Source organism: Kribbella orskensis (genome assembly GCF_004342085.1).
Taxonomy (GTDB): Bacteria; Actinomycetota; Actinomycetes; order Propionibacteriales; family Kribbellaceae; genus Kribbella; species Kribbella orskensis.
Genome location: NZ_SLWM01000001.1, coordinates 492,217 through 517,311, shown reverse-complemented (window position 1 = coordinate 517,311; position 25,095 = coordinate 492,217). Strand labels below are relative to the sequence as shown.

21 protein-coding genes are annotated in these 25,095 nt (G+C 69.0%); 9 read left to right on the top strand and 12 right to left on the bottom strand.

Annotation, left to right across the window (positions count from 1 at the left end; all coding sequences use genetic code 11):
- Positions 1-285 precede the first annotated feature (285 nt).
- Positions 286-1,914, top strand: coding sequence for an L-glutamate gamma-semialdehyde dehydrogenase (pruA, locus tag EV644_RS02565; protein ID WP_132187138.1), 1,629 nt, complete (start codon positions 286-288; stop codon positions 1,912-1,914).
- A gap of 15 nt (positions 1,915-1,929) precedes the next feature.
- Here the strand turns inward: pruA and EV644_RS02560 are convergent, their stop codons facing one another.
- From EV644_RS02560 to EV644_RS02550, 3 genes are all read right to left on the bottom strand, one after another.
- Entirely contained in the window at positions 1,930-2,805 is an 876-nt protein-coding gene (locus EV644_RS02560) for a hypothetical protein (RefSeq protein WP_132187139.1), read from the bottom strand.
- Positions 2,806-3,124: 319 nt separating this feature from the next.
- The gene (locus tag EV644_RS02555; RefSeq protein ID WP_132187140.1) at positions 3,125-3,319 is read right to left on the bottom strand and encodes a hypothetical protein; all 195 of its coding nucleotides are present in this window, start codon (positions 3,317-3,319) and stop codon (positions 3,125-3,127) included.
- A 96-nt stretch (positions 3,320-3,415) separates the two neighbouring features.
- Positions 3,416-3,913, bottom strand: a complete 498-nt coding sequence (locus EV644_RS02550; protein ID WP_132187141.1) for a DUF2505 domain-containing protein — start codon at positions 3,911-3,913, stop codon at positions 3,416-3,418.
- A 154-nt stretch (positions 3,914-4,067) separates the two neighbouring features.
- On the opposite strand from EV644_RS02550, the gene EV644_RS02545 reads away from it, so the two are divergent.
- Genes EV644_RS02545 through EV644_RS02535 form a run of 3 tightly spaced genes read left to right on the top strand, consistent with a single transcriptional unit; the run spans position 4,068 to position 6,320 of the window.
- A complete protein-coding gene (locus EV644_RS02545; RefSeq protein WP_199239605.1) occupies positions 4,068-4,577 on the top strand; it encodes a MarR family winged helix-turn-helix transcriptional regulator in 510 nt (169 codons plus the stop codon).
- A complete protein-coding gene (locus EV644_RS02540; RefSeq protein ID WP_132187142.1) occupies positions 4,574-5,206 on the top strand; it encodes an NADPH-dependent F420 reductase in 633 nt (210 codons plus the stop codon). Before EV644_RS02545 ends, EV644_RS02540 begins: the two co-directional genes overlap by 4 nt.
- A gap of 49 nt (positions 5,207-5,255) precedes the next feature.
- Positions 5,256-6,320 (top strand): LLM class flavin-dependent oxidoreductase, encoded by a 1,065-nt coding sequence (locus tag EV644_RS02535; RefSeq protein WP_132187143.1) that lies wholly within the window; start codon positions 5,256-5,258, stop codon positions 6,318-6,320.
- On the opposite strand, the gene EV644_RS02530 is transcribed toward EV644_RS02535, so the two are convergent.
- Positions 6,313-7,248 (bottom strand): SDR family NAD(P)-dependent oxidoreductase, encoded by a 936-nt coding sequence (locus tag EV644_RS02530; RefSeq protein WP_132187144.1) that lies wholly within the window; start codon positions 7,246-7,248, stop codon positions 6,313-6,315. The two genes, EV644_RS02535 and EV644_RS02530, sit on opposite strands and share 8 nt — an antisense overlap.
- A gap of 90 nt (positions 7,249-7,338) precedes the next feature.
- Between EV644_RS02530 and EV644_RS02525 the strand changes: the two genes are divergently transcribed.
- Complete coding sequence (locus EV644_RS02525; protein WP_132187145.1) at positions 7,339-7,884, top strand: TetR/AcrR family transcriptional regulator; 546 nt, start codon at positions 7,339-7,341, stop codon at positions 7,882-7,884.
- Between the two features lie 17 nt (positions 7,885-7,901).
- Here the strand turns inward: EV644_RS02525 and EV644_RS45120 are convergent, their stop codons facing one another.
- The 5 genes from EV644_RS45120 to EV644_RS44360 all read right to left on the bottom strand — a co-directional run bounded on the left by EV644_RS45120 (position 7,902) and on the right by EV644_RS44360 (position 14,213).
- Positions 7,902-10,046, bottom strand: coding sequence for a PA domain-containing protein (locus EV644_RS45120; RefSeq protein WP_199239604.1), 2,145 nt, complete (start codon positions 10,044-10,046; stop codon positions 7,902-7,904).
- Positions 10,047-10,067: 21 nt separating this feature from the next.
- Positions 10,068-11,633, bottom strand: a complete 1,566-nt coding sequence (locus EV644_RS45115) for a S8 family peptidase (RefSeq protein ID WP_199239603.1) — start codon at positions 11,631-11,633, stop codon at positions 10,068-10,070.
- Positions 11,634-11,772: 139 nt separating this feature from the next.
- Positions 11,773-12,741: a helix-turn-helix domain-containing protein gene (locus EV644_RS02515; protein ID WP_132187146.1), complete on the bottom strand. Its 969-nt coding sequence runs from the start codon at positions 12,739-12,741 to the stop codon at positions 11,773-11,775.
- Positions 12,742-12,895: 154 nt separating this feature from the next.
- Complete coding sequence (locus EV644_RS02510; RefSeq protein ID WP_132187147.1) at positions 12,896-14,041, bottom strand: hypothetical protein; 1,146 nt, start codon at positions 14,039-14,041, stop codon at positions 12,896-12,898.
- 31 nt (positions 14,042-14,072) lie between these two features.
- Positions 14,073-14,213: a hypothetical protein gene (locus EV644_RS44360; RefSeq protein ID WP_158292721.1), complete on the bottom strand. Its 141-nt coding sequence runs from the start codon at positions 14,211-14,213 to the stop codon at positions 14,073-14,075.
- 140 nt (positions 14,214-14,353) lie between these two features.
- On the opposite strand from EV644_RS44360, the gene EV644_RS02505 reads away from it, so the two are divergent.
- Both EV644_RS02505 and EV644_RS02500 read left to right on the top strand, forming a co-directional pair.
- Positions 14,354-15,205, top strand: coding sequence for a tryptophan 2,3-dioxygenase (locus tag EV644_RS02505; RefSeq protein ID WP_132187148.1), 852 nt, complete (start codon positions 14,354-14,356; stop codon positions 15,203-15,205).
- Positions 15,206-15,399: 194 nt separating this feature from the next.
- Positions 15,400-15,939 (top strand): histidine phosphatase family protein, encoded by a 540-nt coding sequence (locus EV644_RS02500; protein WP_132187149.1) that lies wholly within the window; start codon positions 15,400-15,402, stop codon positions 15,937-15,939.
- A gap of 90 nt (positions 15,940-16,029) precedes the next feature.
- Here the strand turns inward: EV644_RS02500 and EV644_RS02495 are convergent, their stop codons facing one another.
- From EV644_RS02495 to EV644_RS02485, 3 genes are all read right to left on the bottom strand, one after another.
- A complete protein-coding gene (locus EV644_RS02495) occupies positions 16,030-21,213 on the bottom strand; it encodes an AAA domain-containing protein (RefSeq protein ID WP_132187150.1) in 5,184 nt (1,727 codons plus the stop codon).
- Positions 21,210-22,406 carry a M48 family metalloprotease gene (locus EV644_RS02490; protein WP_132187151.1) on the bottom strand — a complete coding sequence of 399 codons (1,197 nt, stop codon included), beginning with the start codon at positions 22,404-22,406 and terminating at the stop codon, positions 21,210-21,212. The genes EV644_RS02495 and EV644_RS02490 overlap by 4 nt, the downstream gene beginning before the upstream one ends.
- A gap of 76 nt (positions 22,407-22,482) precedes the next feature.
- Positions 22,483-23,652, bottom strand: a complete 1,170-nt coding sequence (locus tag EV644_RS02485; protein WP_132187152.1) for an amidohydrolase family protein — start codon at positions 23,650-23,652, stop codon at positions 22,483-22,485.
- A gap of 91 nt (positions 23,653-23,743) precedes the next feature.
- On the opposite strand from EV644_RS02485, the gene EV644_RS02480 reads away from it, so the two are divergent.
- Positions 23,744-24,361: a hypothetical protein gene (locus EV644_RS02480; protein WP_132187153.1), complete on the top strand. Its 618-nt coding sequence runs from the start codon at positions 23,744-23,746 to the stop codon at positions 24,359-24,361.
- Between the two features lie 40 nt (positions 24,362-24,401).
- The gene (locus EV644_RS02475) at positions 24,402-25,094 is read left to right on the top strand and encodes a response regulator transcription factor (protein WP_132187154.1); all 693 of its coding nucleotides are present in this window, start codon (positions 24,402-24,404) and stop codon (positions 25,092-25,094) included.
- Position 25,095 lies beyond the last annotated feature (1 nt).

The window sequence follows — 25,095 nt, the reverse complement described above, 5'->3', positions numbered from 1 at the left end:
GGGCATCGTGGTGCCCTGCGTGATCTTGCTCGCACGCAGCTGTGGTGCCGTCTCAGCATCCTTGCTGTGCCGGGTGTTCGGCTGAAACGCATGCTACAAATGGTGCCGCGGGGTGTGACGGGTTCAGGAGCGGACCAGTCGGGTTCGTGGTAAGGCGTCGGACGTGGCAGCATGAAGACGCGAACCTGTCGCGGCAGGCCCCGATCGGGCCCCGCGAGGGAGCCGCAGTCGACAGACCCAGCCGGGCCGAGAACCAGCCGAGCCGATCTAGGAGCACCGCACACCATGGATGCCGTCACCGCCGTCCCCACGCCTGTCAACGAGACCGTCCGCGGGTATGCGCCCGGCTCGCCCGAGCGCGGCAGCCTGGAGGCGAAGCTCAAGGAGTTCAACGCGGCCGGCGCGATCGACCTGACCTGCACGATCGGCGGCGAGCAGAGGCTCGGCGGCGGCGCGCAGGTCCAGGTGGTCCAGCCGCACAAGCACGCGCACGTGCTCGGCACGCTCGGCAACGCGACCGAGGCGGACGGCAAGGCGGCCGTGGACGCCGCGCTCGCGGCCGCTCCGGCCTGGCGCTCGCTGTCCTTCGACGACCGCGCGGCGGTGTTCCTCAAGGCGGCCGACCTGCTGGCGGGGCCGTGGCGCGACACCCTGAACGCGGCGACCATGCTCGGCCAGTCCAAGACGATCCAGCAGGCCGAGATCGACGCCGCCTGCGAGTTGATCGACTTCCTCCGCTTCAACGTCGCCTTCGCGCGCAACATCATCAACGACCAGCCGATCTCCTCGCCGGGGATCTGGAACCGGGTCGACTACCGCCCGCTCGAGGGCTTCGTCTACGCGATCACCCCGTTCAACTTCACCGCGATCGCCGGCAACCTGCCGACCGCGCCCGCGCTGATGGGCAACACCGTGGTCTGGAAGCCGTCGCCGACGCAGCAGTTCGCGGCGCACTGGACGATGCGGCTGTTCGAGGCCGCCGGGCTCCCGGCCGGCGTGATCAACCTGGTCACCGGTGACGGCATCGACGTCAGCAAGGCCGCGCTGACCCACCCGGACCTGGCCGGCATCCACTTCACCGGTTCGACCAAGACCTTCCAGAGCCTGTGGGGGACGGTCGGGCAGAACATCGCCGGCTACAAGACCTACCCGCGGCTGGTCGGCGAGACCGGCGGCAAGGACTTCATCCTGGCGCACCCGTCGGCCGACCCCGCTGTACTGAAGACCGCGATGGTCCGCGGCGCCTTCGAGTACCAGGGCCAGAAGTGCTCCGCCGCCAGCCGCTCGTACGTCGCCCGCTCGGTCTGGAACAAGATCCGCGACGACATCGCCGCCGAGGCCGACTCCCTCACGATGGGTGACGTCAGCGACCTGTCGAACTTCATCGGCGCCGTGATCGACGACCGTGCCTTCGCCAAGCACAAGGCGGCGCTGGACCGGGCCCGGCAGTCCGACGCGATCGAGGTCCTTGCCGGTGGCACCTATGACGACTCCGACGGGTACTTCGTCCGCCCGACGCTGCTGGTCTCCGACGACCCGACCGACGAGATCTTCACCACCGAGTACTTCGGCCCGATCCTCGGCGTGCACGTGTACGAGGACGGCGACTACGCCAAGGTGATGCAGCAGATGGAGAGCGCGGCACCGTACGGCCTGACCGGTGCGGTGATCGCCCAGGACCGGGCCGCCGTCGCCGAGGCGAGCGAGTACCTGCGCTTCGCGGCCGGCAACTTCTACGTGAACGACAAGCCGACCGGCGCGGTCGTCGGCCAGCAGCCGTTCGGTGGAGCCCGCGCGAGCGGCACGAACGACAAGGCCGGCTCGATGTGGAACCTGATCCGCTGGGCCAGCCCGCGCTCGATGAAGGAGACCTTCGCCCCGCCGACCGACTACCGCTACCCGCACCAGGGCTGAGCTCAACCAGGCAGCTTAGAGACGACCGGCCGGCGCACCTGCTTCGGCCGGTCGTTTCTTGTTCGGGCTGTCCGGCATCGCGCCGCAGGACGGGCAGCCGACCTGCTGCAGACGGCGGTGATCTTGCAGGACGTTCGCCGCGCCGGGCGAGACCCGGTTCAGCAGGCGCAGGATCCGCCCGTGGGCGATCGGCTGCGTCCCGGCGTGCCACCACGGCACCTGCCCACTTGCCCGGGTCGCTCGACGATGAAGGAAATGAGTGCGGAGCAAGAGAAATTGGCGGCGGAAGCGGTGCCGCTCGAACAGCACCAGACCGGCCAGCACTGCGACGATGAACACGCGGGTGAGAGTCGGGGACGGGCCGTCGGGGACCTCATACCCGCCCTCGGTCAGCCCAGCTGCTCGCTCGAAGTGGTTGTAGGCCCCCGGCGCGATCAACTCGTCGGCGCTGTACGCGACCGGGAAAGCGAGCGGCCCGCCAAGGAGAGTGCCCGCCGCCCACTGGGTGGTGTGCCGCGTCTCATGCCGCTTGATCGACCGCAGTTCGCGGTACGAGTAGTCATCGTGGGCATAGGTCAGGAACACGTGGCCGTACATCGTGCCCCCGCGGGCGAATCCCGACTCCATCCGCGCGACGAGATTGCCGTTCGGCGCGAACCTGCAGACGTTCGCGCCCCGCGTCTTCGCGTAGGTCAGTGCCAGCCCGGTCTGGCCGGCCGTCATCACCTGGCGGGCGAACACTGCCGGACTGGCGCCGCTGCGGGTGTAGCTCGCCGCCTGGTTCACGGTCAGTTTCGCCGGAGCCTGGCAGGTGGGTGCGCCCAGACCGAAGGCCGCCAGTCCCAGCAGGCCGACGATCTGCAGGCTGACGAGCACCGCGAGCAGGCGCAACAGGCGACGGTGTCGCTTCCGGCATCCGCCGCACTTCTCCTGCCGGTCCTCCCGCCGTCGGCATGCGGCCGGCCGCATGTGCCAGAGTCCCAGTCCACCGGTCCCGAAAGTCCGCAGCACGCCCTCGCCCCAGGTCGACCGAACGCCCCGGACCAACCTCGCAAGCACGGATCATCGCCTCCCACCCCTAAGGATGAGGCCGGGCCCGCCGCCGCGGTATCAGTCAGATGACCGCGATCGGAATGCCTACCGGGACAGGCCGCGGCGGACGGTGGTGTAGAAGGGGGTGCGGCATTGGTTCTGGCGGTGCGGTGGTGGTTCAGGCGGTGCGGTGCAGCGGCTGTGCGGCCGGTCCGATCAACAGCGCGAAACCGCACATCACGCAGCTCCACTCGGCCGCTGGGTCGTCCTCGGGGTGATCCCCGGTCTCTACCCGTTCGAAGAGCACCACGGCGTCGCAGAGGACGCAGTACTGCGTGTCGTCGGTTGCCGGCCTGCGGCGTTGGGTACGCATGAAAACCCACCTCCGAGTGTCCTTTTCAGACTGCCACCGGAGGTGGGTTCACCAGGTCAGCGACACGGTTCAGCAGGCGTGCCGTTGGGCCGAGAGTTAGTTGGTGCCGTTGTGCCAGTCGCGGCCGAGGTCGTGCTCCTTCTGCAGGCCGGAGCGGATCGCGTCGACGACGAACGGCTCCATCTTCCTGCCGATCAGCGGGACGGCGACCTTGACGTCGAGGTCGATCGACTGGACGGTCTCACTGCCGTTCGAGGCGATCCGCGCGGTGCCCTTGAGCGTGACCGGGGTGTTGGCGATCTCGCCCCTGACATCGGCGTCGCGCGAGCCGTCGGCGTTGGCCGGATGCCAGGTCTCGGTCTGCACGACGGTCAGCGTCTGGCCGACGAACTTCCGGGCGATGTCCGGCACGTCGTCGGACGGCATCTCGCGCTGCACCCGGACGATCGTGTCGCCGCCGGACTGGCTCACCTTGACGTCGTACGACAGCGCCTTCGTCTTCTCGCAGGCCTGCTCGCGGAAGGTGGCGTCGCTGACGATCGCGAAGACTTCCTCAGGGGTGGCGTCGTACGACGCCGACATCTTCAGCTCCATGCCGCACATCATGGCACTACTGATCGGTCACCGAGGTCGTGATGCGGCCGTGCCGCGACTGTGACGGAGTGTTACGGGAAAGTGATCGCCGTGCGTACCGGGCCTCTCGTTCGCCGATTTGATTGACGTGTCATCATTGTCATATCAATCGGATGTGGGACGACAGAGCGAGGCAGGCGGGATCGTGGGGAACGGCAGGACGGCCGCGGTGGACCGGCGGCGGATGACGGTGGAGGAGCTGACGGTCTGGCGGTCGCTGGTCGACACGACCGCCGAGCTCCGGCGGCTGCTGAGCGTTCAACTGGCCGAGGAGTCGGGGCTGTCCCCGGCGGACTACCAGGTGCTGCTCGCGTTGAGCGAGGCCGAAGGCAAGCGGAGCAGGTCGTCGCGGTTGGCCGCGGAGATGGAGTGGGAGCGCAGCCGGCTCTCCCACCACCTGGGGCGGATGGAGAAGCGCGGGCTGATCCGGCGGGAGGACTGTGCGACCGACAACCGCGGTGCCGAGGTCGTGCTGACCGACGAGGGAGCCGCCGCGTTCCGGCGAGCGACCGCACCGCACGCGAAGGCGATCAAGAAGTACTTCGCGGATGCGCTGACGCCCGAGCAGTTCGACGCGATTGCCGACGTGATGCAGACCCTGCAGAAGCACCTGGCGGCGCGATGACCCGGATCGCAGTACTGGGTGCCGGGCATGTCGGGCCGGTGATCGCGCGCGTCGCGATCGAGGCCGGGTACGACGTGTCGATCTCAGCCTCGGGTGATCCGGCGGAGATCGAGTTGATCACCCAGGTGCTCGTGCCGGGCGCCGAAGCGCGATGGGCCTCCGATGCCGTCGCAGACGCCGACCTGGTGGTGCTGTCGATCCCGCTGCACAAGTTCGCGACCTTCGACCCGGACCTGGTGGCGGGCAAGCTCGTCGTGGACACGATGAACTACTGGCCACCGGTCGACGGCGTCCAGGAACTCTTCGACGACGACCGCTTCGGCAGCAGCGAGATCGTCCAGCGACGGCTCGCCCGGTCGACCGTGGTCAAGACCCTCAACCACCTCGGCTACCACGAACTCGCCGACGACCGCCGGCTCGTTGGTTCTCCGGAACGACGGGCACTCGGCGTCGCCGGAGGCCGTACTGCGGTCGACCTGGTTGCGGGTGTCATCGAAGACATCGGCTACGACACGGTCCGGCTGGACAGTCTGCGTGCGGGCCGCCTGCTCGAACCGGGCGGTCCCGTCTTCGGAGTGGCGCTGAGCCGCGCGGAGTTCGAGTCGACCGTCAGCGCCGAAGCCGCCTGAATCCCCCTCTGTTCCAACGACTTTCACAACTTCAGAGAGAGAACGAATCATGACCACAGCAGTACCAGAGGCCGGCGGGGGATTCCCGCTGGTCCTCGGCCTCGACACCTTCGGCGACCTCACCTCCGACGAGCAGGGCCGCCCGCTCTCGCATGCCCAGACGATCAGGGACCTGGTGGAACAAGGGGTTCTGGCCGATCAGGTCGGGCTGGACTTCTTCGGGATCGGCGAGCACCACACCGACGACTTCCCGCTCTCGGCCGCGGACGTCGTGCTCGGCGCGATCGCGGCCCGGACCGAGCGCATCCACGTCGGCTCGGCCGTCACCGTGCTCAGCTCGGACGACCCGGTCCGGGTATTCCAGCGGTACTCGACCTTGAACGCCATCTCTGGTGGCCGTGCCGAGGTCATCCTCGGGCGCGGCTCCAGCATCGACTCGTTCCCGCTGTTCGGGTACGACCTGGCCGACTACGAGGACCTCTTCGAGGAGAAGACGAACCTCTTCGCCGAACTCCTCAAGGGCAGCCCGGTCAACTGGGAGGGCAAGACCCGCGCGTCCCTGCACGACCAGGACGTCGTACCGCATCTCGAGAACGGCACGTTGCCGACGTGGATCGGTGTCGGCGGTAGTCCGCAGTCGGTGATCCGGGCCGCGCACTACGGGTTCTCGTTGATGCTCGCGATCATCGGCGGCAGCCCGTCGCGCTTCGCGCCCTTCTCCCAGCTCTTCCACAAGGCGCTGGACAGCTTCGGCCGCGACCCGCTGCCGGTCGGGGTGCACTCGCCCGGCCACGTGGCGGCGACCGATGAGCAGGCCCGCGAGGAGTTCTGGCCGCGGTACCTGGAGGTCATCACTCATGTGAGCAAGACCCGCGGCTTCGCGATCCCGACCAAGCAGTCCTTCCTGGCCGAGGTCGGTCCGCACGGCGCCCTCTTCGTCGGCTCGCCGGAAACGGTCGCCCAGAAGATCGCGGCGAACCTCAAGACCCTCGGCGCGAACCGCTTCGACCTGAAGTACGGCATGGGCGGCCTGTCCCACGCGGCCCTGATGACCAACATCGAACTCTTCGGCACCCAGGTCGCCCCCCGAGTCCGCGAACTGATGGCTAGCTGAGCAGGGACTCCGAGAGCTCCCAGAGGCGGGCGGCGTTGGCGGGGTCGATGGCGTAGGCCGCGACCCCGTCGAAGCCGCCCGGTACTGCGAGGGCGGCCGGCTGGCAGTCTTCGAAGTAGGTGCCGGTGATGCCTTGTACCAAAGGCGAGGCGGCCAGGAGGACTGAGGTGGCGGCGCCCTGTTCAGTGGTCTTCCAGCTGATGGACGGGTCCACGGCGCCGAAAGAGGTCGGGGCGTTGGCAGTGGTCTCGTCGCCGATGTGGCGCATCAGGTTGGTGCGGATGCGGCCCGGGGCCAAGGCGTTCACGGTGATCCCGGCGGTGGCCCAGCGGCGCGCGGCCTCGACCGCGAAGAGCACGTTGGCCGTCTTCGACTGGCTGTACGCCGCCCAGCGGTCGTACGGGTGGTGCTCGAAGTTCACGTCGTCGAACAGTACTTCGCCCTGCAGGTGACCCCGCGAGCTCACCACCACGACCCGCGCGTCACCCGCGGCGGTGAATGCGTCGTACAGGCCGGTGGTGACTGCGAAATGACCGAGGTGGTTGGTGGCGAACTGCAGCTCCCAGCCTTCGGCGGTACGGGTCTCGGGGGTCGCCATCACGCCGGCGTTGTCGACGAGGATGTGCAGCGGGCCCGCCCAGTTCGCGACGAAGGCGGCGATCGACTTGCGGTCCGAGAGGTCCAGAGCGGCGACGAGGACGGCCTTGTTGCCGGTGTCGGCGATCAGGTCATCGGCGACCTGCCGGCCGACCTCGACGTTGCGGATGGCGAGCGTCACCTCGGCGCCTGCCGAGGCCAGGGCTCGGGCGGTCTCCAGGCCGATGCCCGAGTTGCCGCCGGTGACGATCGCGCGGCGGCCGGTCAGGTCGACGCCGGCGATCACCTCCGCCGCGGTGGAGGACGGCCCGAAGGGTTTGGTGGTGGTCATGTGAGTGCTCCTATAGACTGATAAGCGGAGCCGAATCCGGTTAATCATCACTGTAACCGGACGCGGCTCCACTTATCAAGGGAGAGACTCATGCGAGCCGACGCGCAGCAGAACCACGACAAGCTGCTGGACGCCGCCGCCCGGGCGTTCGCCACGCAGGGCACCGAGGCGTCGCTCAAGGACATCGCCAAGGACGCGGGCGTCGGGATCGGCACGCTGTACCGGCGGTTCCCGAACCGTGAGGTGCTGGTCGAGGCGGTCTACCGGAACGAGACCGCCCGGCTCGGGGCCGCCGCGACCGAGTTGCTCGAGAAGTTGCCGCCGCTGGAGGCAGTGCGGGTCTGGATGGATCGGTTCGTCGATTACATCGACACCAAGCACGGCATGGGCGACGCGCTCCCCGTGGTGCTCAGCAGTTCGGGTGAGCTGCGGATGGGGTCACGCCAGTTGTTGGCCGACGCCCTCGCAGTACTGCTCGAGGCGGGCGCCGCCGACGGCGCCATCCGCGCCGACGCGGCCCCCGCGGATGTCCTGATGGCCCTTGGCGGGATCACGTTGATCGCCGCCAAGGAACCACCAGGACTGGCCGACCGCCTCCTCGACCTCTTGGTCGACGGTCTCCGCTTCAGTGCCTGACGTTCAGGGCCTGAGCACTACTCCAGACCGAAGGCCCGGACCACCGTCTGCGTGACGCTGTTGCCCTTGGTGTCCTTGGCTGTTGCACGCACGGTCGCGAACTTGCTCGTCGAAGGTGCGTCCAGCTTGGTCAGCCACTCGTTGCCCGAGCGTCGGAGCTCGGCTGTCCGCCAGGTCGCGCCGTCGTCGTACGAGATCTCCAAGGTGACCGCGCTGATCTTGCCTGCCTCGGCAGCGCCCGGCAGCTGCGACGGCGTCACCGCCAGGTCGGTACGCCGGTGGGCGCGTCCGGCCAGGTCGGTGGACACGCCGTAGTCGAGCTGGATCAGCGGCAAGGGCTCCAGCGCCGTGTAGTCGGCCTGGTCAGAGACGAAACCCCACTCCGTGTGAGTGCGAGGCGAGTACGGCCGCTCGGGAAGGTCGCGGGTGGCGTCCACGACGAGCCGGTACGGGAGCTCGTCCGGGGTCACCTCGGCGGACAGCATGTCGCTGCCCTGGGCAAGCAGGTTGTCGCCCTGATAGAGCGAGCTCTCCAGCGTGAAGCCGCCCCAGATGATGCCCTGGTGGCGACCCGAGTCGCCCCAGCTGGGCATCCCGAACACGCTGATGATGTCACCGACCCGCGAGGGAGCTGTGGAGACCGCGCTGTCGCTCAGCAGTCGTGGTCGCTGGATTCCGGCGAACCAGGTCTCCTTGGTGGTGCTGCGCGCCTGGTAAGAAAGGGACGAGCCCAACTGGGTGAGGTCCGGCACAGCAGCCTGGCTGAGCCACTTGTACTGCGAGCCGGCGGTGACCCAGGCGGTATAGTTGCCCTGGGCAGCGACCGGCGTCCCTGCCGCACTCACTGCCCAGGTGAAGTCGGTGGACAGGTCGTAGCGGATGTCGAGAGCCTCGCCCTGCTTGGTGTCGCGGAACGACTCGTCGATCTTCGCCAGCTCGTTCGCTCCCGGCCGGTAGGCGGGATCGCGCGGGATGGCGCCGTCATGGTGCTGGACCAGGTCGTACAGGTACTGCGGGTACGGGTGGGAGGTGAGCTTCAGCGACTCGGTGCCGTGCTGGATCCGGTCGATGAGTTGCTTGCCGTGGTCGGTGCTCAGCGAGGCCGCCGGCAGGGGAGATGCCTCCTCCTGTGGGAGATCGGCCCACGCGTCCAGCGGTCCGAAGCCGTCGTTCACGAGCAGCAGTAGCTTGGCGCCGGCCTTCTGGGCGGCGGCTGCCTGGGCAGTGGGGATGGTCGCGTCGTTCCGGCGGACCAGCGCGATCTTGCCGCGGACGTTGATCTTCGCGAACTCCGCGGCCGATCCGCTGCCGACGTCGACGACGGAGTACGAGCCCGTGCCTTGCGGGAGCTTCGGGGAGAAGCTCTGGATGATGCTGTCGTAGGACTGGTTGCCAGCGGCAACAGTCAGCGGAGATTGCACCTGACGCCAGCGCGTGGCGAAGGTGTACGAGCCCTGCGTCACCTTGCGGGTGGGGGTGGCCCAGAGGCTGTCGTAGATCCAGGGCTCGAGCTGATAGGTGTCGACGAACCGGTGCAGGTCGCCGTAGCTCCGGTACTGGTCGACTCGCACGTAGCTGTTGGTGGTCGGCTGCGGCGTGGTCGCGCTGACCTTGCGCAGGGTGGAGGCGTCGAAGGTCAGCGTCCGGTCCTTGGCGACCACCACCTCCGGCTCACTGAGTACTGCGCGCCCGAGCGAGTGCGGGCCGTCGAGCCCGGTGACATCGGCGTACAGCCAAGCCGCATAGGTGCTCGGCTGGATGCTCAGGTCGAGGCTGCCGCTCTCGTCGACCAGGTAGACCTTCGGCACGGTGTCCCGCGCGATGTCCTTCATGACGAGCATGCCGGGCAGTGCGGAGCCGCGTCGGTCCTTGGCCGAGACCGACAGCTTGACCCGCTGGCTCTGCTTGTTGAGGCCGACGGGCGTGTGGGTACGCAGTACTCCGTCCTGGCTGGTCGCCGTGAGAACTGCGCTGTAGCCGGCGTCCTCGACAGCCGCCTCCAGATGACCCACCACTCCGGCTGTGGCGGTGCCGTGTGCGGGCACGACCACCTGCGAGGTCGTCAGCGTGAACAGGCCGGCGGGAATCCCCTGAACCTTGAGAGCCAGGTCCAGCGTGATCGGCTCAGAGCCGGTGTTCGTGTAGGTGACGTCCTTCTGCACGGTCTGGCTCGGCGGGTACGGTCACTTGGCTGACAAGGACGCAGACCCGGTGGCGAACAGCGTGCTCTTCACCGCGGCGGCGACGTCGAGACGACCGCTGCCGGCCGAGAACGGGCTGTACTGGACGGTGGTCTTGGTGGTGCTGACCAAGGCGTCCTTGAGTTGCTGGCCATTCCAGTCGGGGTGCGTCTTGGCGAGGAGGGCTGCGGCACCCGCAACGTGCGGCGTCGCCATCGAAGTACCGCTCATGGTCAGGTACGAGCCCTCACCTTCGGGCGCGTACTGCGAGCGCGCGGCGAGGACGCCGACACCGGGAGCGGTGAGATCGGGCTTGAGGGCGCTGTCGCCCACGCGAGGACCGCGGCTGGAGAACGAGGCCAGGCGATCGGCGCCGTCCACCGCACCCACGGTCAGCGCCGCGTCGGCTGCGCCGGGCGCGCTCACGCTGTAGGGGTCCGGGCCGGAGTTGCCGGCGGCGATGACGAACAGCGCGCCGGTCTCGGCGCTGAGTTCGTTGACGGCCTGGCTCATCGGGTCCGTGCCGTCGGTGGGGCCGGAGCCGAGGCTCATGCTGATGACCTTGGCGTGCTGGTCGCGCGCCGCCCACTCCATGCCCGCGAGGATCCACGAGTCCTGGCCGTTGCCGTCGTCGTCGAGGACCTTGCCGATGTGCAGGTCGGCACCCGGGGCGACGCCCTTCTCCTTGCCGTCGGAGGCCGCGCCGGTACCGGCGATCGTCGAGGCGACGTGGGTGCCGTGGCCGTGCCGGTCGGTGACGTCCTGGCCCGGGACGAAGCTGGCCGTCGCGGCGATCCGGCCGCCGAAGTCCGGGTGCGCGGCATCGATACCGGTGTCCAGTACGGCGACGTCCACGTCCTGGCCGGTGTCGCCGCCCTGCCAGACCTCGGGGGCGCCGATCTGCGCGGTGGTGTCGGACAAGGTTGCCTTCGCCTTGCCGTCGAGCCAGATCTTGGCGATCCCGCCTCGCAGTACGGCCTGCGTGGTCGGAGCGGCCGAGCGGTTGGCTGTCGGGGTGCCGGTGATGGAGGTCCAGAAGTCGGCGGCGCGGGAGCGGTCGGCGGACAGCGCGGCGCCCTGGATGCTGCTCAGCGTCAGGGTCTGCCGGGCGCCCTCGGGGACGACCCGCTTGCGGGCGCGGGTGGCGGCGTCGGTGTACGAGACAATCAGCGGCAGGTGGTCGCTGTGCGCGTCGTCGTACTCGTCCGCGAGCAACTCCGAGACGTTGAACAAGTGCTCGTCGAGGACGCCGGAGGCGAGATAGGGCAAGGCCGAGTCCGGGTAGACGTAGGTGTCGTTGCCGGTGGTCATGATGTGGGCGCCGGCCGGGCGGCCGTTGGGGGCTTGCACGGTCGCGGTGGTGTGCCCGTCAGTCGTGACGGTCGCCGTCACCTTGTCGCCGGTGATGAGCGTGACGGTGCGCGGAGGACCGGAAGGCGCGAGGTTGCGGGCGGCTGCGAGTGCCGGAGTGGTCGCCGGGCCGGTCTGCGCCATCGAGGGCGGCGCCGCGGTCAGAGCTACCAGGGTGGCACCAAGCGCGATCAACCCGCGTCTGGAGGACGATGACAAGGGGACTCCAAGGGTCGGCGTTGGCGAAGCCCCTGATTAAAGGCACGCCCGACGCCGCCGTGCCACGAAGAACCGTGGCGCAAACCTGACACGACCGATCCGGCCAACGCCGCCTGCCAGTGCGGCCCGTCGGCGAAACTCAGAGCCAGCCGCGTTCGCGGGCCTGCCAGCCGAGTTGGAGGCGGGAACGGGAGTTGGTCTGTTCCATCAGTTGCTGGACCCGGCGGGCGACCGTCCGGCGGCTGATTCCGAGCCGGGCTCCGGCTGCGTCGTCGGTGAGCCCGGCGACCAGGAGCGAGAGCAGGTAGCGGTCCTCGGCGGACATCGAGGCTTCCTCCGACAGCCCGCCCGACTCGGTCACCGAGAGCGGACTGGCGCGCGCCCACACGGTCTCGAAGAGCGCGACGAGTGCGTCGAGCAGGTTGCTCGGATGGACGAGCAGCGCCGCGTCGTGGGCCGGGGTGGTCCAGTCGAGTGGCAGCAGTGCGAGCTCCCGGTCGGCGATCGCGAGCTTGGTCGGCAGCGCGTCCGCGATGCGGGCCTGCTCGCCGGACCGGACATGGCTCACCGCGCTGGCGGCGAGCACCGAGTCCGCGAGAGCTGAGCTGTCGTAGACCACTCGATAGGCGACTCCGGCGGCCTGGCGGTCGAGCTGGGTCCGGTTCACCTCCGTGGAAGCCGCGTACGGCGGCGCCACCAGTTCTCGCATCTCCTTCTGGGCCGTGCGCTGCACCCGGTCGAACGCCCACCCGACAGCGGCCTGGCCGGAGACGATCTCGATCAGCTCCTCGGTCCGCCGGTTGATCGGCCGGCTGTAGGCCTCTGCAGCCAGCCGCTGCGCCGCAGCACGAGTCCGTTCCAGCTCGAGCTCCTGGCTCTTGATGAACTGCTCGACCGCCAGCTCGGGCGGTACTGGTACAACGAGCTCTTGTGGTGGCGGCGTCCGGTGCACGAACCCCTCGCGCTGCAGGGCGGCCACGGCCCGACGTACCTGGACGACCGTCAGCCCAACTCGCTCGGCCACTTGCGTGACAGAGGCACTGCCCTGCCGGACCAACGCGAGGTACGTCGCTTCCTTCGTCTCACTGAGGCCGGCAGCTTTCAGCACGGATCGCCTCCCGGCGCTCACAACCCCGATCCAATGACGGCGCAGCTCACCCGGCAACACTGACGGCCAAGCCCAAGAACTCGATTTCCCCAGTCGAGCGGGCCCATCGTACGTCGACCACCGACCCAGCCACTCCGGCGAGCTTGTTCGTGGGTTAGTCGGAGTTGAGCCAGGACCACGTCTCGGTGGTGGTGGGGGCGCCGGCCGCTTCGAACCAGGTGCCTACGCGGAGGTGGTTCTCGCGGAGGGGGAGGTTGTCGCCGAGGTCGCCTCGGGTGATCAGGGCGGTGAAGCAGTCGATCAAGCGCGTCTGGGGCGAGCCGGTGCCGGTGCGGCCGAGTCGTTGGTCGAAGTACGCGATCAGTGCAGGCAGGCAGTCGTACGGCGCCTGCACCGTGTACGCGTACTCGCGGCCGGGGTCGTCGGCCAGCGGGAGATAGTCGTAGGACTCGGTGAAGCGGATCCCCTCCGCGCCGCGCTCCGGGTCGAATGTCATCCGGAGCGCGAAGATGCAGTCGTTCCGTTGCCGGTGCACCTTGAGCAAGGTCGTCTTCCACTCGGATCCGTAGCTCTGGAACGTGACCCCGGCCGCGGCCAACCACCCGGCGGCCCGATCCCGTACCGCGCCCGGCTCGCCGAGCTCGAGCTCCCCGCGAGCAGCCACCGCCCGGAACGCGGCGAACAACCGATCATCCCGGCTCAACCCCTTACCCAGCCTCCCCTCGGCAGGCACCTCCTCGGGCGGCGTCGGGTCGGGCGATCGGCCTTCCAGTACGTCGATCAGTGCGCCGAGGGTCGTGTGGCCGAGGTGGAGTTGGTAGAGGCCTGATCTGTCGGCGACGGGTCCGTGGCACTCCTGGAAGATGATCTGCCGGTTGTAGGAGTTGATCGTCAGCTCGACGGACGCCTCGCCCCGCGCGAGCAACACCTCGTGCCGGTCGAGTCCACCCCGGCGTGGCGCCAGCCCGGCCTCTTCGCACCAGGCGAACACCTGATCGCGGAGCGCGGAACCACCACCCGCGGGGCTCAGCTCGCCGCGGGTGATCAGCTCCTCGAGGCAGTGGACCAGCTGCTCCGCAGGATCGCCGAGCACCTCCAGCCCGAACCGCCCCACCAGGAACGCCCCGAGCACCGGCACCTCGGAGTACGGGAGCGTCAGGTCGTAGCTGTGGCGGCGCAGTTCCTCGGGACCGCGGTACTGCTCCTCGAAGGTGAAGGCCCCCTCGCCGGACGACGAGAAGTCGGTACTGACGATCAGGTCGCTCGACGGGTCGACGTACAGGATGTCCTTGCGCCTCACAGGCCCCAGGTTAGAACGGGCGGAAAACGCTTCAGGGAGTGGCGTTCATCAGGTCGAGGGCGCTGTGCTGGCGAGCGGCGTCGAGCTTGTCGATCGGGCCGTACCAGCGGAGGCCGTACTGGTCCATCGGGGTGCGGTCGGGCAGAGTCTGGGTGTCGATCATGACGGACACGGCGCTCCTCGGTTCGGGCTGTCCTTTACCGATCAACTAACGAGTGACTGTCATCGCGGTCACACCATCGCCGGCCTGCTGACCTGGTGTTGGTCTGTGGAACGCCCGTGACTGGATGTAGTGGCGGTTATCCTCGGCGCGTGAGCAGCGCGAGCGAGACAGATGGGGTTCAGCCCAGCGGTGATGCGGTAACCGGCCGCTGGGACGGGGTCGACGTGCACTTCGGTGAGGAAGGCGGTCGGCTTACGTACGGCAGCTACCTGCGGCTGGGGGAGTTGCTCGACCAGCAGCGGCTGGAGTCCGACCCGCCGGCGCACGACGAACTGCTGTTCATCACCATCCACCAGGTGTACGAACTGTGGTTCCAGCAGGTCCTGCACGAGATGACCGCCTCCCGGGACGCGATGCTGAGCGGCGAGGTCTGGCTGGCGCAGCATCTGCTCCGCCGGGTGCACACGATCGAGCGGACGCTGACCCAGCAGGTCGACATCCTGGAGACGATGACGCCGCAGGACTTCGGCGAGTTCCGGCACCGGTTGTCACCGGCCAGCGGGTTCCAGTCGGTGCAGTTCCGGGAGATCGAGTTCCTCTCCGGTGCCAAGGACCCGTCGTTCGTGAAGCGGTTCCGTGGGCTGACCGAGGCGGAGAAGGCCCGGCTCGAGCGCCGCCTGTCCGAGCCGACCCTGTGGGACGCGTTCCTCGCCGTGGTCGAGAAGGCCGGCTTTTCCACGGCCTCCGAGGACGATCTCCGCAAGGCTTTGCAGACCGTCGCGGGGGATCGCGGCCAGCACGCCGCGATCTGGGAACTGGCCGAGGCCCTGCTCCAGCACGACGAACTGGCCGCCTCCTGGCGCGCGCGTCACGTCGTCATGGTCGAGCGCATGATCGGCACCAAGCCAGGCACCGGCGGCTCCTCCGGCGCCGGCTACCTCCGCAGCCGCCTGGACCTCCGCTACTACCCCCTCCTCTGGGACCTCCGCACCACCCTCTGACCCGCTGCCCACCCCCAATCCCCGACGCCGGACTGGGGTAGCTGGGTCCGCTGAGTGGGGACCTTGAACACCAACTGGGGACCTCGGACAGGCAATGACCTGTTCAAGGTCCCCGCGAGGTGACCGCAGTCCCGATAGCCCGACAGCGTGGTTGGTCAGCTGCCGACGCGCCCTCATGCGATATCAATGCAGGCATGCCCACCGTCTTCCTCGTTCGCCACGGCGAACCCGGCTTCCCCCAGATCGACGCAGAAGGCTGGCGTGGTCCCGCCCGCGACTGGGCACCACTCACAGCCAAGGGCATCGAGCAGGCCAAGGCCGCCGGCCGAGACCTTCGACAGGTGGGGGCCCACCGCATCGTGGCCTCTCCAATGACTCGGGCACTGCAAACAGCGAGTCTCATCGCCGCAGAGACCCACCTCCCGCTCTCGGCCGTCGAGATCGACCTCCGCGAGTGGCTGCCGGACTCCACGCTGTCCTGGCGGTCACTCAGCGACGTCCAGGCCCTCAGCAGCGACTTCGAACAGTGCGAGGGCGAGTGGCCGTCCGGCGAGACCCGCCGCTGGGAACCTCTCTCCTCCGTACGCGGCCGAGCACGCGCGGCACTACGGAGACAAGCCACCGGCCACTCTGAGCCCTTCATCGCCGTCTGCCACGCCACGGTGATCCGAGCTCTGACCGGCCACTTCCACACCGAATTCTGCGGCATCCGAGTGCTCGAAGACGTGTCCTGACAGAACAGACGCGTCACGAGCCCAGCACCCGGTCTCGAAGTGCAGAGAAGGCCACGCGGTGGCGTCCGGCTGGGCAGGTGCCGGGGTACTTCAGCTGTCGGTGGGGCGGTCGAGCGTGTCGAGGAGGCGGGTCAGGACGGCGTCTGGGGTGCGGGTCCAGTCGGTGGTCAGGACGTGGTGGACTCGCCAGCCGCCGGTGGTGAGTGCTCGCGGGTGGGTGCTCAGCCGCTCCAGCAGGGAGTCGGCGGCCACCCGCTCCGGTGTGTCCACCAGTACTGCGAGCCGATGGCCGACGTCGCCTGGACGACGCAACGCGAGGTCACATCGGAACACCGATTCCCCGACGGACGTCTCCACCTCCACGCCACGCTGCCGCAACGCCTCCGCCAACTGCTCCACTACCGCGGCACCACCCGCGTCTGCCGCTGGACCACCCGCTGGCGCGGCCGGGCCGCCCCGAGCCGCCGCCCGCGTGCTGGACTGGCCGGTTGTGGTCTTGGTCGGGGAGCGGCGGGTCGTGGTGTAGGGGTTGAGGGCGGCACGCGTCGCCTCCGGGTTGCCTTGGGAGACGGCGTCGGCGTAGGTGAGGAAGCGGCGCAGGGTGTTGGCGCCGTCGTTGTAGGTGTTGGTGATCGCGTCGGGCTCGATGCTGGAGACGATCACCATGTGCTGGCGGGCGCGGCTGAAGATGACGTTCAGCCGCTTCTCGCCGCCGGCGGTGTTGATCGGGCCGAAGTTCATCAGCATCCGGCCGTCGGGTCCGGCGGCGTAACACACGCTCATGATGACGATGTCGCGCTCGTCGCCCTGGACGTTCTCGAGGTTCTTCACGAACAGCCCGGCGTCCTGCTCGTCGCGGGTCCGCACCTGCTCGGCCTCGTACCGCGCGCCGAAGTCCGGGTCCGCCTCCGCCAGGGCGTCCAGCGCACGCTCGATCTCACCCTGCTGGGCCTCGGAGAACGCGACGATCCCGAGGCTCTTGCCGGTGTCGCGGTAGAGCAGTTCTCGCACCAGCCCGGCGATCCAGCTCGCCTCCGCCGGGTTCGTCCGCCGTACATAGATCCCGTCCACCACTCGCACCGACGTGATGCTGCCGGCCAGCACTCCGTCCACCACACCGCCGTACCCAGCTGACCCCGGATCCAGCGCCGGTACCTCGTCCTGCGGCACCGAGCGGACTGCCCACGGTTGTGCACTGGCAGCCGGCAGGCGATCGGGGATGGTGGCGAGCCGACCTTGGTAGAAGGCCGCGTTGCTGAAGGAAATCAGCGCCTCGGAGCGGCTGCGGTAGTGCCAGGTGAGCATGGTCGACGCAAGCCGAAGGGCACTGATTGCGAGGAAGCTGTCGTCGGTCAGGGCGATGCCGACCTGCTCGGCCTCGTCGTCGTCCGGGTCCACCGTCGGCGTGCTGACCCGGAAGTACTGCGTCGGCGGCAACTGCATCTGGTCGCCGACGACGATCACCTGCGGAGCGCGATGCAACGCGGGGATCGCTTCCTCGATGGGGATCTGGCTCGCCTCGTCGTAGATCACCACGTCGAAGGCGGTGTCGAGCGGCAACGTGTCCGACACCGACGACGGGCTCATCAGCCAGACCGGCCGCAGCAACGACACCACCTCGCCGGGCGCACCCGAGGCGAGATCGCGGATCGACTTGTAGCGCATCACCTTGCCGAACTCGTGTTCCAGCTCGCGTCGGCCGGTGCTGAAGTTCTTCTTGCGGGCCCGGTCCTCCGGCGACATCCCGGTGACACTCAGCTCGGAGTGCGCGAGCTCGGTCAGGAACCGCCGCCGCACTCCGGCGACCACGACCTCCGCGTTCACCGTGGTCAGTTCGTCGTACACGAGGCTCAGTTCGCCGACGATCGAGTCGAGCCGCGCGGAGGTGAGCTCGGTCAGCAACGGCGCCGCCGCCCGCGCCCGCTCCCAGTGCAACGCGCAGACCGCGTACTCGAGCTGCTCCGGCGTCGCTTCCAACCCGCGGACAGCGGCCTGCACCGACGCCGGCGTCTCGGCCAACGCACGCATCGCCGGGATCACCTGCTGAATCGCCGACACCAATCCCGCCGACGCCAAGGCCCCGGCAGCAGCCTGTACTCCGGCCAGCGTCAGGCGGGCGTAGTCGTCACTGAGGAACCCGCGAGTGGCGGCGTCGGCGGAATCCAGCACGGCGGCAACCCGAACCAGCGCAGCAGCCACCTTCGGATCCTCGGCCAGCCGCGAACGCCAGTCAGCGAGCGAAGGATCTTGCTCCAGCGCGCGAATCCGGTGGGCCAGGTCGACCGGATCCGGCGAACCCCAATCTCGCTTGGCCTTCTCGGCGTTCTGCTGGACCGCGGCGGACGCGTCCTGCGCGGCGACCAAGGTGGTCAGGATCTCTGTCACCGAAGGGCGAATGTCCCAGCCCGAGGCGTCGAAGCGTGATCGCACCAGCGTCTTTACCCGCCGCCAGTCACCGCTCAGGAACGACAGCAACCCGCCTTCTTTGCCCTGGGCAACGGTCAGCGCGGCCCGCGCATCCCTGGGCGCGAGCGGCTCGGACCAGCCATCGGCGTCGGCCCAGGCGGAGCTCGCTGCCGCGACCAAAGCTTCGTGGTCGCCCGCCGCGGCCTGCAACCGCTGCGCGGCAGCCGACCCAGGTTGGAGAGCAGCACCCATCCCTCTCTCGGACAGCGGCTGCATCACCACCCCGAGCTCACCCAGCCGCCGAACCTCGTCCAGCCCCAGCGCTCCCCAGGTCTCAGCGTAGGTTGACGGATCGGCTTCAGCCAAGGCATTCGCGACCGCTGTCCAGCCATCGCGAGCGCGACTAGCGGCAACCGGGATCTCGGTGTCCGCTCCTGGCGCCACCCACACCTCAGAGGAGACGAGACCAAGAGGACTCCGCGCCAACAACCCATTGCTCGACGGATCCGCCTCAGCCAGCACCTTGGCCAACCCGGTCACAGTCTCGCGCGCGGTCCACCAGTCGCCAGGCGATGGAATGAGCCGACGCTCGAGAGGCGCCAGCTCAGAACCCCACTGGTGATCCCGCAGCTCGGCCAGTTGGTTCACCACCGCACGGAGGCTCGGCGAATCACCGGCCAGTTGCGTCTCGAACTGCCCGACCGTCGCGAGCAGGCGATCCACCCGCGCCACGAGCGTGTCCCGGCGTACGGTCAGTTCGTCGAGGTCGTCCTCCGCGGCCAGCCACGCCTCGTACGTCTCGCGCAGCCCGTGGACGAAAGACTTCTTGTCCGCCTGCGAGTCGTGGATCAGCGTGCACAGCCCATCGAGCCGGCGGCTCGCCAGCCGCGCGTGCACGACGTCGAGCGCCGCTCGCTTCTGGCAGACGAACAGCACCCGCTGCCCGCGGGCGACGAAGTCCGCGATCATGTTGGTGATCGTCTGAGACTTACCCGTCCCCGGCGGACCCTGGATCACGAAGCTCTCGCCTCGCTGCGCCCGCGCGACCGCCGCGACCTGCGAGCCGTCCGCCGGTACGACGAGGTGTCTCTCCGCGGTCGGCAGCTCAGGCGGTTCGCTGCTGATCGGTCGCGGCTGGTCCGAGAACAACTGGTCGAAGGACTGACACGACCGGCCGGTGTCGAGCAGTTCGTCGTAGTCCCGGACGAGGCCGAGCGTGCGGTAGTTGAAGTTGGCCAGGGCCACGGCACACAGGTCGACATCCCACGAGTACGGGCTGCCGTCATCGCCCGTCTTCAGCGTGTAGGTGTCCGTCTCGATCGCCCCGGGCCGCCGCGGCTCGCCCAGCACGATGCTCAGCGGCAGGTCCTGTACGGCGAGCTGGTTGCGGAAGATCTGCACCCCGAGCGGCTGGTAGTCGGGCCGCTGGTAGGAGTACGCGTAGTGCCGCCCGCCGAACTCGTTCGCCGTGTTCCCGTGCTGCCGCCGCCGGTAGTTCCGCAGCTTCACCATCGCCCGCTGCCGGACCAGGTCGATCCGCGGCTTCTCCCGCAGGTGCAACTGCAGCCCGGGCTCCGACGCCTGCAACTCGGCGCGCAACCGCTCATGCAGTACGCCGAGCGCGTCCGGCTCGGCCAGATCCACCTTGTCCGGCAGGTTGATCCCGTACAGCTGGTGGAGGTGATGCCGCAGCGTCGGGTTCACCTCGGCGACCGGGGCGGTGATCCGCAGGGTGTAGGAGTCGCGGACGCCGCGCTTCTTGGCGAGCTCGACCTTCACCAGCACCAGGGGAGACGACAGTCGGGTGGCCGGGTCGTTCTTCAGGTCGTGCCAGCGCAGGAACGCCGGAACCAGCCGCAACTGATCCTGCCCGTACTCCGCGCGGTCCCGCCGGGCCGTCGAGATCAGCTTGTCCAGCGAGGACGCGGCGTACGGCGCTTCGTCGTACCGGATCCACTTCCCGAGGGTTTGCGCCTTGCCGTCGACCAGTCGCGCTGCGAGCTCCGCGTTCCAGGTGAACAGCTGCTCGGGGCGGATGTTGCGCACGTCGAGCATCAGCGGGACCGACACCTCGGTGAGGTTGAGCGTCTGCGCGGTGTGCCGGAAGTTGACCAGCCGGTTGCGCCGGGAGAGGTCGAACAGCCTGTCCCGCAGGGCTTTCAGCACGGCCGCGCGCCGGTCCGCCGTACCGCGGGTGATCGCGGCGACGTCGAAGTCGAGCGGCTGGTCGCGGTAGTCGTCGAGCTGCTCGATCAGCGAGCGGAGGTCCTGCGCCCGGTGGTGCCGGTCCGGCTCGGCCATCTGCGCCGCGACCGAGACGATCACCGGGTGCAGCGTGCTGGTCAGGGTGTAAAGGTTGCCTCGGGCCCCGATCAGCCGGGCGACGTCCTCCGGGCGGGACAGGTCCAGGCCGCAGCCGAGCGCGATCAGGAGCTGGCCGAGGCTGAAGATGTCGGTCAGCGGGTCGTGATGGCCGACGACATGCTCCCAGCTCTGCCAGCCGGGCACGAGCACGGGCGCGGTGATTGCCTCGGGCACCGGTTCGGTGACCTGGAGCCGGCGCCGGCCGCCGCTCTCGCCGAGATCGGTCTCGACCTGGCGGTGCGCGACCACCTCGACCGCGGAGGCCCGATGCCCTTCCCTGGTTGAGATCTGGTCGGGCGCCAGCACCGGCCTGGACGCGTCTTCCGGCGCGAACCCGAGCCGCGTCTGCTCGTCGACCGTGATGTGGTCCAGCCCACGCAGCGGAGCGACCAGGCCGCGCTCGTGCACCTCCGCGGTCGCGTGGAACAGCGGCAGCACGGCCGCCAGCAACGCGTCGTTGCCGAGACCACCTTGGGAAACCGCGAGGGCGACGAGATCCTTCACTGGATCACCCCGTCCGCGGCCGCGGCCAGCTCCGCGCGGCGCTTGTCGCTCCACCCGAGCTCGTCGTCCGCCAGATCGTCGTACGGCGTGAGTCCGGCGCGGCGGGCGAGTCGCAGGGACGCGATCAGCCCTTCGTCTCCGGCATCGGGATCGGCCGTCGCGAGATCCAGCAGGAGATAGCAGAGGTACTGCTTCGTGGCGGCGGTCAACGCCCGCGGCCGGGGGATCGGTGCGCCGTCCACCGGCCGGATCGCCAGCGGCTCGTCGAACCGCGGCACCGCACCACCCGGTACGCCGAGAGGCCCGGGCGGATCGGCGAACCCGGCCGCATACGTGGCGACGGTGTCCGAGCGCAGGCCTTCTGTCTGGGCGACGTGCGCGGCGAAATCCATGCTCAGCTCGCGCAGAAGCACCGCGTCCAGCAGATCGGGTGCATCCACGTCGAGCGGACCGGTCAGGAGCACCTCGACGTCCTCGCCGGCGATCCAGTTCTGCAGGGCCCAGGCGCGGGCGACACCTTCGGGGTGAGTGGTGCCGCGGCTGCCCGTGCTGAGGTCGAGCTCGCCGGCCTGCCGCAGATAGGCCTCGGGGTCCACGCCGGACAACCCGGTCTGCACCTTGAGGAGCGCGCGGACCGTAGTACTGAGGTCTCCACAGGAGTTGAGCGCGCCGCGATCGGCGAACAACTCCGACGCCATCACCCACCGGCGATGGGTCTCCAGGTACTGCGCGGGTGTCCGCGCGTCACCCGCCGCGGCGTCGAGCAACCGGTCGACGGCGAGATAGGCGCCGTCGTCGATGGTCCAGAGCAGGCGATGCGCCAACTCGTGGCCGCAGACTGCCGCAAGCTCGTCGGGCGTCAACCTGTCGAGCAGCGGACCCTCGAACAGGATCACCGCCTTCTCGCTCTGGTGCAGCAGTGACGCGTTGGGCTGTCCAGCTCCCTGCGCCTGGAAGAACTCGACCTCCACCTCGAGCCCCAACGCCTCGGCCGCCCGACGACCCGCCTCGTGCAACGCCGGATGACCACCCGCCTCGAGCCGGTAGGTGTTCCTCAGCAAGGTCTCGTTCAGCCCAGGATCGTCGACTGCCGCCGGCCGCAACGCCTCCCACGCACGCTCGTCCACCCGGCGCACGTGCGACAGCACAGCCCGGTGATACCCCAGCGGCAACAAGAACGGAATCTCAACCACCCCGCCACCCTAACGACGCCCTCCGACAGACCCAGCCTGATCCCGAGACGGGCCCGGCGGCCCAGCCAGTGGCTGGCTACAGGTTCACGCGGTTTCCCTGTAGGTAAAGGGCTTGGGGGGTGCGGAGGCGGGTTATGTCGGTGGTGGGGTTGCCTTGGATGAGCAGGAGGTCGGCGTCGAAACCGGCGAGGACCCGGCCCTTGTTGGTGAGGCCGCAGGTGGTGGCGGCTGTGGAGGTGGCTGTGGTGAGGGCGGCCTCGGGGGAGACGCCGCCCTGGACCAGGCCGATTACTGCTTCGGGGAGGATGCCGTGGGCTTTGCCGGGGTTGATACCGCCGTCGGAGCCGGAGACCAGGCGCACCCCGGATTCGTGAAGACCCGCGAAGAGGTTGGTGCGGGCTTCGTAGGTCGTGCCCGTACGGCGGAGCATCTCCAGTACCGCGGGAGGTGGGTTCGCGCCCGGGACGATTCCCAGGGTCGGGCAGACCGTCGTACGGGAGGTGATCAGATCGTCGACCACCGACTCGTCCAGGTCGACGCCGTCAGCGGTGATGAAGGAGCAGTGTTCGATGCTGTCCACGCCGGCGCTGAGGGAGTTCTTGATGGACTCCAGGGAGTGGGCGTGGGCCGTGACGGGGAGGCCGCGGGCGTGGGATTCGTCAACGACCACAAGGATTTCCTCGGCGCTGAACTGGACCACGGCCGGGTCGGTCCCAGGGGTGTTGGCGCCGCCGCTGGCCATGATCTTCACAAGGTCCGCGCCGCGCTCGGCACGTTCGGCGACCGCTCGGCGGAGCTCGCCGGTACCGCGGACGGCGCCGCCCATGTTCCAGCAGTGTCCCTGCGGAATCGTGATCGGCGGCCCACTCGCGACCACAGTCGGGAACGAACTGTCGCCAGACCGCCAGTCCACGACGGCAAAGGAACGGTCGCCCAGATCGCGCACCGCGGTGACCCCGCTGGCCAGTTGCGCTTTCAGGGAGTTCTCGATGACGGTGACGAGCTCGGCGTCGCTGAAGTTGGGGATCCGGTCGAGTGCGCCGGGTCCGCTGTCACAACACAGGTGTACGTGCGTGTCGATCAGTCCCGGCAACAGCGTGGCGCCCTCAAAGCGCGTCACCTCGCACGACAGCGCAGTACCGCGGGGCTCGACGCCTGCGATGCGTCCGTCGTCGACGATCACGACGGCACCCTCGCCGGAGCAACGCTCACCGTCGAAGACGGCATCTACCTCGATCGCGAACACGCATCACGGTAACCCCTCGGCACCGCGTCGGTCAGTAGTGTCGCCTTTGCCCCGCGGGGCACTAGAGGGGTAGTCGACGAAAGGATTGCTGGTGACGCTCTACTCGAGTGTGGGTGTGCAGCGGGTGGGGCAGATGTTCGGGGATCTGATGCTGGTCGCCTGGATCGCGTTCTGTACTGCGCTGGGTCTGACCGTCTTCAAGATCACCAACGCGCTGGGATATCCGGGGCGCAAGGCGGCCGAGGCCGGAGACGGTCTGGCGGGGGATCTGCGGAAGCTGTCCGAGCCGGTCGGGAAGGTGCCGGCCGTCGGTGACGAGTTGCGGGGGCCGATCGACGGTGCGGCCGGCGCGGCGGCACGGCTGGCACAGGCCGGGCGGGACCAGGCGCACGCGGTCGAGCAGTTGGCGTATCTCCTGGCCGCCGTGACGATCGGGCTGCCCGTACTGTTCGCGCTGCTGATCTGGCTGCCACGCCGGATCCGGTTCTCCCGGCGGGCGACCGCCGCGCAGAAGTTCATCGACAACGCGGCCGACCTCGACCTGTTCGCGCTCCGGGCGATGGCGAACCAGCCGATGCACCGGCTTGCCAAGATCTCCGACGACCCGGTCGGGGCCTGGCGTCAGGGCGACACCACCGTCATCGCCCAACTCGCCGACCTGGAGTTGCGCAGTACCGGCCTGAAGGCGCCCAAACCGGCGCCTGCCTGAATCAGGGGCGGTCTGGGGAGGACCGTCTACGCTCAGAGGCATGGTGCGGGTGCTCCTGGTTGAGGATGATGACGCGATCCGGACGTCGCTGAGCAAGTCGCTCACGGCCGCCGGCCACGTCGTCACGCCACTGGCCAGTGGAGCCGAAGGGGTTGCGGCGGTGGCTCGCGAGAAGCCCGACGTGATGCTGCTCGATCTCGGCCTGCCCGACCTCGACGGTCGCGACGTGCTCGCCATGGTCCGCGCCGTCAGCGATATCCCGGTCATCGTGGCGACGGCCCGCGACGACGACGCCAGTGTGGTGAAACTGCTCGACGCCGGCGCCGACGACTACGTGATCAAGCCGTTCAGCTCAGCGCAGATCGACGCCAGGATCCGGGCCGTACTCCGTCGTCGTGGTCCCGACCAGCAGGGCGAGTCCGTGCTCAGCCTGGGCGCGCTGGAGATCGACCCGCGCAGCCGCGAGGTCACCGTCGACGGCGATCCGGTCGACCTGACCCGCAAGGAGTTCGACCTGCTGCTCGCGTTGTCGCGGCGCGCGGGAGCCGTCGTCACCAAGCGCGAACTGCTCGCCGAGGTGTGGGGTCTGCCGTGGGGAGGCGGCGACCGGACCGTCGACGTGCACCTGTCCTGGTTGCGCCGCAAGCTCGGCGAGACCGCCGCTGAGCCGCGGTTCCTGCACAGCGTGCGCGGGGTCGGCGTGAAGCTCGCCCCGCCGGAACCAGGCGCCTGAC